This is a genomic window from Mucilaginibacter sp., assembly GCF_039921305.1.
Classification (GTDB): Bacteria; Bacteroidota; Bacteroidia; order Sphingobacteriales; family Sphingobacteriaceae; genus Mucilaginibacter.
On the sequence record NZ_JBDSCA010000057.1, the window covers coordinates 26,939 to 39,572 of the forward strand.

The window sequence follows — 12,634 nt, forward strand, 5'->3', positions numbered from 1 at the left end:
ATTATCTAATTAACCTCCACGCTCGAACCCAATAGTGCACCTTGCGGCAGTACAACCCGCTTAACCTTAGCGTTAATACTCAAATTAACGCTAAGTTGAGTACGCGATGGATCGGATACCCAAACCCGTTGCTTGCCCGCTATTGTTTTGCATACTATCATACAAGCCTTATCCGGTTGTATGTTGTAGTCTGTTACCTGCAATAAACCAGGTGTATAAAAAGTAGCTATCAAAGTATTACCCGACTGAATAGCTTGAATCTCTGCAGTATTCTTAATAACCTTTACCAGGATGCTTTGCGCCAGCTTAGTCATGCTTTTAGCATCAGTTTCGGGCCTAACTATATAGGCGTAAGTATCGAGTGTTGATTGTGGCTGATAAAGCGTAAATACCGAATCACTCAGCATCTGCTTATCCGCGGCGTTATCAACCGTGTTCCACGAGCCTGCTTGTGCTTTAATTGTAGTTACAGGCTTGCTGTTTTTATCAATAAAAAAGTACCCTGTATTGTTATGCCAAACCCACGGAAGTAGCGGACTATTAGCCTGCGACTTTACAACCTTACCCGTATAATAATTCTGATCAACTGTAGTTACCAAATTCTTTCTGTGTGCGCTTTCAATTCCAGCGCCCAGGCAAACCATCATATCGCCAACAAAAAAATAGCTTTTATGGGCTTTAACGCCTAATCTGTCATAAGTCATGGCGGTTGCACCTATTGTGCCATCGCTTATCAAACCGGTAAATACACCCAGGTTACTGGTTTTAAAAACCTCCCGATCATAAGGCTTAATGGTAGTATCACTGGTAGTTCCGGGTAACATGGCCCAGTTCCATACAGCCTGAATATCGCGGTATTCTTTGCCACTTTGCTGTATTAGTGTAACCCCATCAGCTAAAAAGGCGCCTTTCATGTTTTCGCCGTTTATACTTTCCACTTTACTTACACCGGGGCCATGCATTTTAACACTCATGGCATAATGGCCTCCCTTAAGCTGTACCATATAGTCCGATCGCCAAAAAGCTTTATTGCCATTTATAGGGCAACCATCGCTCAAACCATCCAAAGCATATTTACATGGGTCGCCATTATCGAATGATTTCAGCAGGTTAAAGTTATCCAGCAAAGTTTGCCCCCGTTTCACAGCCGAGTTCGGTCGCGATTGTCTGCCTATTGCCGTAATATCCATAGCACCCTTGAAAACGCTCCAGCGGATGCCGTTTGAACAGTAATCAAATATCATCTTCTGCTTATCGGCATCAAAAGCAAAGCCGGTATTGGCAGTAACCTTCATCCAAAAAAGCAAACTGTTAATAAAATGCAGCCCATAATTGCCAAATTGTAGCATTGGCCCATGCTGATGAAACGAGTAATCGGGCTGTATCCCTTCGCCAACGCCAACACTTATTACCGATTGCATGTTTTGAATTGCTGTGTTAAAAGCACCCGCATTATGATGGATGAGTGCAATGCGGCTCTCAATATCATGCTGCCATATTTTATTCTGGCCAACGGGTTTCTTTTGCTGCACCCGTTTAATCAGCACATTATTCAAAAAGTCTGTTTCGGTGGCATTGGCATCTTTATCCATCATCAGCATAATGGTAGAATAGACATACGGAACATTGATCTGATTTTGCCACCAGTTGGTACATATAAAATCGTTAGCTATCCAAAATTTTAAGGTACGATGGATGGCATCCAGATATTTAGGATCGTTGTTTTTATGATACTCCCTAACCAACAGCATCACCCGGTATAAATGCCACGATGGCCTCCAGGCGCTGGGCGCGTCGGTGTGGTAATTCAGATCAGGCCAACTGCCATCCGCGGCCAGGTGAGCATAATAACCTTGGGCATCCGTAGTGTACTTTACATCATCAGTTAAACGGTAGCTTTGTTCGGTAGCATAAGCCGTGTCTGATAGTAACAGGCTTCTGGTTCTGCCAAATACAGTTTCCATGTCCTTTAACTGAGTGTTTTGAGCGCCCGCCTTAAATAAGGTCAGCAATAACGATATCAAAAATATACAACGAATAAAACGCATAATTATAAATAGGAGAGAGCAGTACGCTCAAGGTTTACAACAACTAAAGTAGCAGAAAAGCCGATAGATAGCTTAAACTAAATAAGCCTCATATGATGCTGTTTTGGCAATAGTGAACACATGTTACAAAATCTCTGTGAGCTCTGTGTTTCCCCTCTCAGTGCACTCTGTGGTTAATTCAAAACCTCACACACTTGGGTAAAAGTGGGTGTTTGAAAAAACAAAATCATAGCCTTTCGGGATTGGCTAACCGCTATATAAGATACAAAATAATACTCAATTACACTTCCCTAAATCCTCACTAATCATATCCGCATCAACCAACCCAATCTTATTCCCAAACGAATTACCCACGAAGGTAATTACCTCAGCAATCTCAATCGAAGTTAATTGAGCCGGCGGCATAGCCTGCGAGTAGGGCTTACCATTTACAATAATATTCCCCATAACGCCATTTTTAATAAAGCAAGGTAATTGGTGTAAGTTAGTTTTAAGATAAGATGAATCCGTTAAAGGCGGAATCAATGCCCCCAAACCTTCGCCCTGGGCGCCATGGCAATTTTGACAATGGTTTTGATAAACAGATTGCCCGGTACTGTAATAGCGCTTAAAGGTTAATTGCCCCTCATCCTGACAGCTTGTTATAACCGTAGCAGCTATCACAAAACAGAAAATAACCAGGATAACTTTCAGCTTCATCTTATTTCTCTAATTGCAACGTATGCATATCGGCAATCAATTGCTTAACCTGCTCCGGAATGGTGCCATCGTATGATCCGCGGATGCGTTTTTGCTTGTCGACCAATAAAAACCAGCCTTCGTGTATCAGACCGTCTTTGCCATCGTTAACACGGGTTAGGTAATGCTTTTCGGCCAGTTGATAGATCTCTTCCTTCTGCCCGTAAAGTAACCACCACGAGTTACCTTGAATACCCAGCTTATCGGCATAATCTTTTAAAACGGGTACGCTGTCATGCTTAGGGTCAATCGTATGCGAAAGTATCTTCACATTCGGGTCGCTCTTAAACTCGTTGTAAACCAAAAGCATATTCCGCTGCATAATAGGGCAGATAGACGGGCAACTGGTGAAAAAAAAGTCGGCCACATATATCTTTCCATCCAGGTTTTTATTGCTGATGGTATCGCCGTATTGGTTCACAAATTTGAACGGTGGTATGGTTTGGTATAGCGTATCGGTAACGGGTTTGCCATCTACCGTTTTGGTTACAGGGGTACGCTCGCCAAAAATAGGCAGGGTTTTAGTACTGTTGCCTGTATTACACGCGGCTAAAAACATTATTCCGCTTATGGCCCAAATTAGTTTTCTCATTTTTGAGTTGTCTTTATAAACGCTGTAGCTTCATCGGTGGCAGCCACCAGTAACGAGTCTACTTGTTTTACCTTAGCATGTTGCTCACGCCAGTATTTCATAATGTCATCGTGGTTTTTACCCGAATTATCCAGATTCAGGTTTTTCATCCAATCGCTCATGGCGTCATCAGCAGCGGTTAGCTTGCCGCTTAATAACGTGGCAGTTTGTTTGTTTATTTTTAAACTATCCGCTTTTTGTATCAGCGTATCCAGCTTCATTTTATTGATCATGGCTTTTTCATCATCGGCCATCACCTTATCATGACTGTCTAATACTTCCTTCTGTAAAGCTTTTTCTTCGTTACGGGCGTTCTGGCAGCTGGTTAATACAATGGCAAGTAATCCAATATAAAATAGTTTCTTCATTTTGCGATAGGGGTGTAGGATAAATTAGTTTGGTGCCGCAAAGGTATATTATCTAACGAAAGTTATATAATCAATGTTAGGTAAAACAAAGCCTTCTTCTTTCATTAATGTCATAATTTGGCCGCGGTGGTGTGTGCCGTGGTTAATTACATGCGCAAGCAGGTCACTTAATTGTGTGTTATAAGTTTCACCGCTGGAATTAGTATAAGTAACCCTGCCCTCAAAATCATCCGCTTGCAGGCGGTTAATAAAATCAACCCAGGCCAGGTGATAATTTTCGGTATCCTCGCGCATCTCATCCGGCAAACGCTCTCCCCATAATATAGCGCTTTGCGGTAAGCCTAAACACCTGTCTAACCAAATGCGCTGTGCCGATAACAAATGCGACATCAGCACATAAATACGCGGGTTTTGTGGAAACTGGTGCTCAAACTTCTCCAACAAGGCATTGTTGGCCCATTTATCGTACTCAAATAGCTTTTTAAAATGTGCTTGCATGGGTAGGAGTGTTATTAGGTTAGTATGTTATAAGTTAAGGCTGGGCAGAATGTTTTGCTAAAATAAGAATAACCTAATAACTGAATTAACGGTACTGCTCCAACTGCATCCAAGCCTTGGCCGGACGGGTATTGGGATAACCATGCTGCGCCCTAAAAGTCTTTCGCTCGGCAGTAAAATGCCACCATTGTTTGCCGTTACCGGGATGATTTGCATAATGCACAATCAGCCTGAACTGGTCCTCAACACAAGGATCGGTCCACGCGCCAATTAATCGCTCGTGGTCATTCAATAATTCGGCACCGCTTTTATCTTTCAATTGCGATAGGGTGTAGTACCCCATGTCGATCAGGTCCTGCGCAAACTTTGGCCCTACAGACGGGATAGCCTGGAACTCGATCAAAGCAGCAATTTGTTTAGCTCTTGGTTCAGGCGCGTTAAGAATAGCGCAAATCTCATCCGGAGCATAATCAACCAATTGATTCATCCGGATACCCGCTTTTTTTAGCGAAGATTTTTCAGATACACTTAAATCAAGCTTAGGAGTCTTCATTGTTTAAACCAATCAACTACTCACCCAATCAACTAATCAACAACTTAATTCTTCTTCCCGCCAAATACCGAGAAGCTTACATAATTCTTCGGATGCGCCTTAATATCAATAAACAGGTTATTCAAGTTAGCCGATGCATCCTTCAGGTTGTTATACATCTTATCGTCATTCAGCAATAAAGCCATCGAACCTGTACCATTATTGATCTTGGCAATAGTAGCCTGTAGCTCGGCAACAGCCTTATTTGCGTTCTCTAAAGTTTCTTTAATATGGCCTTTGGCAACATCATCGCTTATCTTGTTAAAGTTAGATAATGTACCGGTCAAATATTGATTACTGCTTTTTAAATTAGCCGAAATAGACTCCACATTAGCCAAAATATTATTAATGCGCACACTTTGCTTACCCACCAAAGCGTCAACCTTTTGCGTTGTACCCTCTAACGATTGTAGGGTATTGGCGATGCTGTTAAAGCTGCGGTCAACATTTTTTTGGAAACGCGGGTTCATAATATTGTTAACCGAGGATAGTATCGAATCCATTTTAGCTACTATTAATTTGGCTTTCTCTTGCACCGGTTGCAGGCTTTCGGCCAAACTTCCTTTCACACTGGCATCAAGCGTGGCTCCGCTTTCGGCCATTTCTTTACTGTTACCTAACTGAAAGTTGATGGTTTTATTTCCTAAAAGGTCGCCATCTAACTTAGCAACGGTGTTTTTAGGCACATCATACTTATCCTGAACTTTAAATTCAACCAGGGTTGTACCACTGGGTTGTAGAGTTAAGTGTGATACGCGCCCTATCTGGAAACCATTTACCAGCACTGGTTTTGATACCGTAAGGCCGGTAACATCGGTATAAACTGCATAAAACTTATTTTCGGTGGTAAAAACGTCATTACCCTTTAAAAAACTGTAGCCTAATATTAGTATAGCTACACTCACAACGGTTAACGCGCCTATTTTGGTTTCGTTTGATATTTTCAAAATTGTGTTTTGTTAGGTGAACTTTTTATTCAACTTCTTTTTTGTACTCAATTAATGCACGCACAATTGATGCCACTATTTCATTCTGCCCGGCTTCCGAGTTTAAATACTCTTCGTCGGTTGGGTTATTGATAAAGCCGGTTTCAATTAGCACTGCGGGCATTGCGCTGTGGCATAAAACCAATATACCCTGTTCTTTTACACCATCGCTATGCCTACCATCCGTATCTACGAATTCACCGTTCACTAAGTTTGCAAAACGTATGCTGTTTTTACGGTATTTAGCTTTAAATGCATTCAATTGTATCAACGCTACAGGGTCATTAGGGTCAAAAGCCTGGGCTATGCCTTTTCCGCCGGCTTGCTCTTCAAACAAGTTTTCCCGCAACGCTGCAGTTTCTTCTTTATCCCTATGAAAACCGTAAACCAATACTAAAACGCCACGGCCACTTTTATCCGGCACACGTATCTTTTTACCATGGCTGTATGATGTCCTGTCGGACAGCGAGTTACAGTGTAACGATATGAACAAGTCTCCCTTACTATTGTTCGCTATGTCCGATCGTTTTTGCAACGATACACCGGCCGGAGTGGTACGTGTCATCACCACATTCAGGCCCGGTATATTTTTTTCTACCGCTTTTTGCAATTTAAATGCCAACGCCAGCGTTACACCTTCTTCGGTAGAATATGAACCCGCGGCACCGGTATGGCCACCGTGCCCGGCATCAATAATCAGCGTGCGCATTTTAAAACTTGCGTTTACCGTATCCTTCTTGGTTTTTTTAACAGGAGCGTCTGTTTTGTAAGAACATAGCAGTAATAAAAAAAGTAATGGTGACAAACTATAAATGTATCTTTTCAATGCCTTATTTTTCATTATTTTTGAAGCCGCAAGTAATCAATATCTGCAAAAATACTATTCATAATCAATTTTGAAATTTATAAGTCTCTTTTTTCTTTTATTGTTTGCTTTTCTTGTCCACGTACACTCGGCGCCCCGTCGTGCAAATGTAAGCCATATCAGCTTGCGCGATACTATTATTCAGCTTGATACGCTAAAAAATAAAAATCTGTTAAGAAACCGCAATAGAAAGCCCCAGGTAAAAAACGAAGTAACCATTAAAGGAACTAAAGCAGATACCACAAAAAAATCTAAAAGCGCTCTCGCATCCGAAATTAAATATACGGCAAAAGATTCAACTCATGCTGATAATGTGAATCAAACATTACAGTTATGGGGCTCGGCGCGCGTAACGTACGAAGATTTTGAGCTCGACGCGGATTATATACGTGTTGATTATAAAAAGAATACCATATTCGCCAGCGGCTTGCCCGACCCCAGAACAAAGCGTTACAGCGTTCGTCCACTTTTTAAGCAAGGGTCTGATAAACCCCTCGCGGCCGATTCATTGCTCTTTAATTATAAAACCAAAAAGGGTTTAATTTTTAATGCCGCATCCGAGCAGGATGGTAATTTTTTATCGGGCGGTACTGCAAAGCGATTGAATGACGAAGAGGTAGCCTATAAAAATGTACTCTTTAGTACCTGTGATCTGCCTTATCCCGATACCCACTTTGGTATTGTGATAACCAAAGGTATTGCCGAAAAGCATCACATCATATCCGGCCCGGCATATCTTGAAATTGAGGGCGTACCTTTGCCTTTATTTATTCCGTTCGGCTTTTTCCCAAAACCCGATTCAAAATCGTCAGGGTTTATTTTGCCAACCTTTGGCGAAGATCAACAATTGGGTTTTTACCTAAAAGGCTTTGGTTACTACTTTGCCGTGAGCGATTATATGGATGTAACAACGCTGGGTAACTATTACACTAAAGGTTCGTACACTGTTGATGTATCATCGCGCTATTTAAAGAAGTACAAATACCAGGGTAATATATCATTAAGCTATGCCTCAACTAAAGTTGGATTAGAAACCGACCCGCCCAGTAAAGATTTTCACATCAACTGGAGCCATAGTCAAGATGCTAATGCCCACCCGGGTACAACGTTTAGCGCTTCGGTAAATGCGGGTACATCAAGCTATTACCAAAATACCCGTGCCAATGGCGATTATAATATCCAGGCCCTAACACAAAATAACATAGGCTCAAGTATAGCTTTCGGTAAAACATGGCCAGGTTCGCCCTTTAACTTTACAGCCAACTTAGCTCACCGGCAAGATTTGACCAAGCAAACCGTTGATCTAACCTTGCCAAGCTTTAGCTTAAACATGGCAACCTTAAGCCCGTTTGATTCTAAAGACCGTATTGGCGAACAAAAATGGTATCAGCGCATTACCGTAGGTTATAGTTTGCAGGGAACCAATTCGGTGTCCCAAATTCCGGAGGCTCAGTTATTTACGGCAAATACCTTTAAAAAGAAATTTCAAAATGGGTTTAACCAACAAATACCGGTAAGCTTAAGTTTAAACATTTTAAAATATTTCCAGTTTAACTCAAGCTTTAACTATAACGAACGCGATTATTTCCAAACCATACGCAAGCATTACGAGCGTGGCAGCGTTTTGGGTGATAATACACTGGTTGTTGATACCGTTCAGGGTTTTAGGCGTGCCGGCGATTACAGTATTTCCAGCGGTTTCTCAACTAAGTTATACAGTACTGTGTTATTTAAAAAGGGTAACTTAAAGGCTATCCGGCAGGTTATAACCCCCAATGTGAGTTTCCAGTACAGGCCAAACTTTGCCGATCCTAAATATGGTTATTACAACACCATTGTTAGTAATGCAACCATCCCATATCCTTATACCACCCAAACTTATTCTATTTTTGAGCAAAGCGTATATGGTGGGCCGGGTGGTGGTAAATCTGCCGGGTTAGCTATAAGTCTGGATAACAATATAGAAGCAAAAATGGCCGCCAAAAGTAGCGATACATCCGGCACCGAACGCAAAATACCCATTTTACAAGGTCTTTCGTTCTCAACTTTTTACAACCTCATTGCCGATTCATTAAAACTTTCGCCTATCAGTTTTTCGGGCCGTACAGCGTTGTTTAATCAAAAGCTGGGCATCAGCTTCAGCGGTACATTAAACCCCTACGTTAACCAGGTACGCGATTCTGTAAGCGGCAACCAGTTAGTTCGTTACGCACATGTTATTGATCGCTATACCTGGCAGGATGGGCATTTTCCAACCCTAACCAATTTTAGCTTATCAATGGATGTCAGCTTAAACTCGGCATCGTTGCATAGCCCAACCAATAAGGCCGCCGAGGCGCAGCAGGTTAACACCATCAACAACATGAATAAGAACCAGGCGCAAAAACTGGCCCTGATCAATCCCGATCCAAACGCTTATGTCGATTTTAATATTCCCTGGAACGTTAATTTGAGCTTTAACTTTTTTTATAGTAATACAGGGGTAGCTACCACTACCACAAGTACGCTTAATTTAAATGGTGATATCAATATCACACCCAAGTGGAAACTGGTGTATACATCGGGCTTTGATGTGAAACAAGCCAAGGTAAGTACAACCTCGCTCTCCATTTACCGCGACTTGCATTGCTGGGACTTATCCTTCCAATGGATACCTTTTGGATATTATAAATTTTATAGTGTAGATTTAAAGGTGAAAGCTTCTGTATTACAGGATTTGAAACTGAGTAAAAGGAAAGATTACAACAATAACTATTAACATGCTTGCAGAAATTATTACCATTGGCGATGAAATATTGATAGGCCAGATAGTTGATACCAATTCTGCATGGATAGCACAGCAGTTAAACGCTATTGGTGTGCGTGTAAAGCAAATCAGTTCGGTATCTGATAGTAAAGAACATATCCTTACCGCTTTAAGCGAAGCTAAAAACCGCGCCAATATCATCATCATTACAGGTGGCCTGGGCCCAACTAAAGATGATATCACAAAAAAAACCATTGCCGAATATTTTAATGTAGGCATGGTGCAAAACCAGCAGGCGTTAGATAATGTGGCTAAAATATTTGCCAAATATAATCGTCCGCTATTAGAAGTAAACATTAAACAAGCCGAAATACCCGCCAATTGCGAGGTAATTGTAAACCACAACGGCACAGCTCCCGGTATGTGGTTTAATGTTGATGGCAAGGTATATGTATCCATGCCCGGCGTACCGCACGAAATGATGTACATGGTTGAAGAATCGGTTATCCCGAAACTGAAAGCCACCTTCAAGCTTCCGGTAATCACCCACAAAACCATATTGACAGTAGGCGAGGGCGAGTCCTTTTTAGCCGAAAAGATTGCTGATATTGAAGATTCGCTGCCATCGCACATTAAACTGGCCTACTTGCCCAAATTAGGCTCGGTACGTTTAAGATTAAGCGCCTACGGCGAAAACGAAGAAACTTTGCAACAAGAGATTAAGCTTTACGCTGATCAGATCATGATGCGGGTTGGCAGAAGCGTGGTAACCGACGTTGATGTACCGATAGAAAAAGCGATACTGGACGAAATGGCTGATAAAGGCCTAACCTTATCTGTTGCCGAAAGCTGCACGGGTGGTTATATATCGCATTTATTTACCCAACATGCCGGTTCATCACAGGTATTTTTAGGTGGCGCGATATCCTATTCATACGATTTGAAAGAGAGTATGCTGGGTGTAAAAAACGAAACGCTTTGGAGCCATGGTGCCGTAAGCGAAGAAACGGTAACCGAAATGGTAGAAGGTGCCCTGATCAATTTAAAGTCGGACTATGCCATAGCTGTTACCGGGGTAGCAGGCCCTGGCGGTGGTTCTGATGATAAACCGGTTGGTACAGTTTGGATAGCCGTAGCCAATAAAAATAAAACTGTTGCCCGTAAATTTACCTTCGGCAAAAAGCGGATCCAGAATATTGAACGTACTGCCATAACAGGAATGGGCATGCTGATAAATTTACTCAGGGAAAATTCGTAAATTTGCGTTATTATTGTTTATAATTCCAAACAACTACTAACATTATAGATGGCCTTATACAATTTACTTTTGCCAAAAATGGGGGAGAGCGTTGCCGAAGCAACCATTATTAAATGGAGCAAAGGTGTAGGCGACCGTATTACAATGGATGATACCGTTATGGAAATCGCTACCGATAAGGTAGACTCCGAAGTGCCATCACCGGTAGCAGGTACACTGGTAAAGCAATTATATAATATAAACGATGTTGTACAGGTAGGCTCTGTTATAGCCGTTATTGAAACCGCAGAGGCCGGAGCATCGGCATCCGCCCCACAAGCGGCAGCACCGGCACCACAGCCCGAATACAAAGCACCGGAACCGGTTAAACAAGCGCCAACGCCACAACCGGTAACACAAGCCGCGCCAGAGCCGGTTTACACACCACCATATGTTGAACAAATACAACAACCAAGGGCAATAAAACCACTACCGCCAGCAGGCAGCAGGTTTTACTCGCCATTGGTGAAAAATATAGCCATACAAGAAAAAGTTAGTCCGCAAGAATTAGACACTATCCCCGGCAGTGGTGCCGAGGGCCGTTTAACTAAGGAGGATCTATTAGCTTATGTTAAAGAGCGGGCAAACAGGCCACCTGCGCCAAAGCCAGCTCCGCCACGTCCGCAACCTCCTGCACAAAGGCCGCAGTCGGTACAACAACAAAGGCCGGTAACGCAAAACGCGCCACAGCCGCAAGCTGCACCCCAACCACGCCCACAGCCGCCGGTTCAGCAGCAAACTCCTGTGCCACAACCGGCTCAAGTGCAAGCGCCAGCTCAACAGCCGCCAGTGCAACAAGCGCGGCCTGTACAACAACAAGCGCCGCCTGTTCAACAGCCTCCGGCGCAGCAACAATATTATCAACCACCTGTTCAACAGCAACCGCCTGCCCAGCAATATTACCAGCAAGCGCCGCCACAGCCGCAATATATACAACAAGCGCCTGTGCAACAATACATGCCACCACCACAGCAGCAAGCATCACGCGCCGTGTCTTTAAATCCCGGCGACGAGATCATTGAGATGGACCGTATGCGCCGCCTGATTGCTGATCACATGGTGATGAGTGTACACACCTCGCCACACGTAACCTCGTTCATTGAGGCCGATGTAACCAATATGGTAGTATGGCGCGAAAAGGTTAAAAACCAATTCGAAGAGCGCGAAAAAACAAAGATCACTTTTACACCTTTGTTTATCGAAGCCATAGCCCGTGCGATAAAGGATTTGCCGATGATCAATGTATCTGTTAATGGTACACAGATCATCAAACGCAAGGATATAAACATTGGTATGGCAACTGCTTTACCAACAGGTAACCTCATAGTACCCGTGATCCGCCGGGCCGATCAATTGAATCTGGTAGGTTTAACCAAGGCCGTTAACGATCTTTCATCCCGCGCTCGTGTTAACAAACTGGCTCCCGATGAAGTTAAAGACGGTACTTTCACTGTAACTAACGTAGGCTCGTTTGGCAATGTAATGGGTACACCTATTATCAACCAGCCGCAGGTAGCTATTATGGCATTGGGTGTGATCAAAAAGAAGCCTGCCGTTATTTCAACTTCCGAAGGTGATGTAATTGGTATACGCCATATGATGTTCCTATCCTTATCTTACGATCACCGTGTAGTTGATGGTTCTTTAGGGGGCTCATTCCTTCGCAAAGTAGCCGATTACATGGAGCAGTGGGATGTGAATAGGGGATTTTAATTTCGATACTTGTTTAAGTAACAGAAGGACTGAGTGCTTTTTTTTCATGCAGACTCTAAATTGTAGGTCCAATTATATACAAAGTTAATCGGTCGCGGATGTCGGATCAGAGAACGGCAATTAATTTGCGATATTCTTAACCATTTTCATCA

11 protein-coding genes are annotated in these 12,634 nt (G+C 42.8%); 3 read left to right on the plus strand and 8 right to left on the minus strand.

Translation table 11 applies throughout. The annotated features are described in order from the left end of the window. Nucleotides 1–5: 5 nt before the first annotated feature. The 8 genes from ABIN91_RS17845 to ABIN91_RS17880 form a co-directional block, all read right to left on the minus strand. Complete coding sequence (locus ABIN91_RS17845) at nt 6–1,964, minus strand: polysaccharide lyase family 8 super-sandwich domain-containing protein (RefSeq protein WP_348052775.1); 1,959 nt, start codon at nt 1,962–1,964, stop codon at nt 6–8. Nucleotides 1,965–2,324: 360 nt separating this feature from the next. Next, nucleotides 2,325–2,747 (minus strand): cytochrome c, encoded by a 423-nt coding sequence (locus ABIN91_RS17850; RefSeq protein ID WP_348052776.1) that lies wholly within the window; start codon nt 2,745–2,747, stop codon nt 2,325–2,327. A 1-nt stretch (nt 2,748) separates the two neighbouring features. Further along, on the minus strand, nt 2,749–3,378 hold the full coding sequence (locus ABIN91_RS17855) for an SCO family protein (RefSeq protein WP_348052777.1): 630 nt from the start codon (nt 3,376–3,378) through the stop codon (nt 2,749–2,751). Then, nucleotides 3,375–3,785, minus strand: a complete 411-nt coding sequence (locus ABIN91_RS17860) for a hypothetical protein (RefSeq protein ID WP_348052778.1) — start codon at nt 3,783–3,785, stop codon at nt 3,375–3,377. The genes ABIN91_RS17855 and ABIN91_RS17860 overlap by 4 nt, the downstream gene beginning before the upstream one ends. Nucleotides 3,786–3,833: 48 nt before the next feature. Continuing rightward, nucleotides 3,834–4,283, minus strand: a complete 450-nt coding sequence (locus ABIN91_RS17865) for a DinB family protein (RefSeq protein ID WP_348052779.1) — start codon at nt 4,281–4,283, stop codon at nt 3,834–3,836. 85 nt (nt 4,284–4,368) lie between these two features. After that, entirely contained in the window at nt 4,369–4,836 is a 468-nt protein-coding gene (locus ABIN91_RS17870; RefSeq protein ID WP_348052780.1) for a helix-hairpin-helix domain-containing protein, read from the minus strand. 44 nt (nt 4,837–4,880) lie between these two features. Then, on the minus strand, nt 4,881–5,822 hold the full coding sequence (locus tag ABIN91_RS17875) for an MlaD family protein (RefSeq protein ID WP_348052781.1): 942 nt from the start codon (nt 5,820–5,822) through the stop codon (nt 4,881–4,883). Between the two features lie 25 nt (nt 5,823–5,847). Next, nucleotides 5,848–6,702 (minus strand): N-acetylmuramoyl-L-alanine amidase, encoded by an 855-nt coding sequence (locus ABIN91_RS17880; protein WP_348052782.1) that lies wholly within the window; start codon nt 6,700–6,702, stop codon nt 5,848–5,850. A gap of 55 nt (nt 6,703–6,757) precedes the next feature. Here ABIN91_RS17880 and ABIN91_RS17885 point away from each other — a divergent pair, with 55 nt between their 5' ends. The 3 genes from ABIN91_RS17885 (at nt 6,758) to ABIN91_RS17895 (ending at nt 12,482) form a co-directional block, all read left to right on the plus strand. After that, nucleotides 6,758–9,484: a putative LPS assembly protein LptD gene (locus ABIN91_RS17885; protein WP_348052783.1), complete on the plus strand. Its 2,727-nt coding sequence runs from the start codon at nt 6,758–6,760 to the stop codon at nt 9,482–9,484. A 1-nt stretch (nt 9,485) separates the two neighbouring features. Then, nucleotides 9,486–10,730 carry a competence/damage-inducible protein A gene (locus tag ABIN91_RS17890; protein ID WP_348052784.1) on the plus strand — a complete coding sequence of 415 codons (1,245 nt, stop codon included), beginning with the start codon at nt 9,486–9,488 and terminating at the stop codon, nt 10,728–10,730. Nucleotides 10,731–10,808: 78 nt separating this feature from the next. After that, nucleotides 10,809–12,482: a dihydrolipoamide acetyltransferase family protein gene (locus tag ABIN91_RS17895; RefSeq protein WP_348052785.1), complete on the plus strand. Its 1,674-nt coding sequence runs from the start codon at nt 10,809–10,811 to the stop codon at nt 12,480–12,482. The last annotated feature ends 152 nt before the right edge of the window (nt 12,483–12,634 follow it).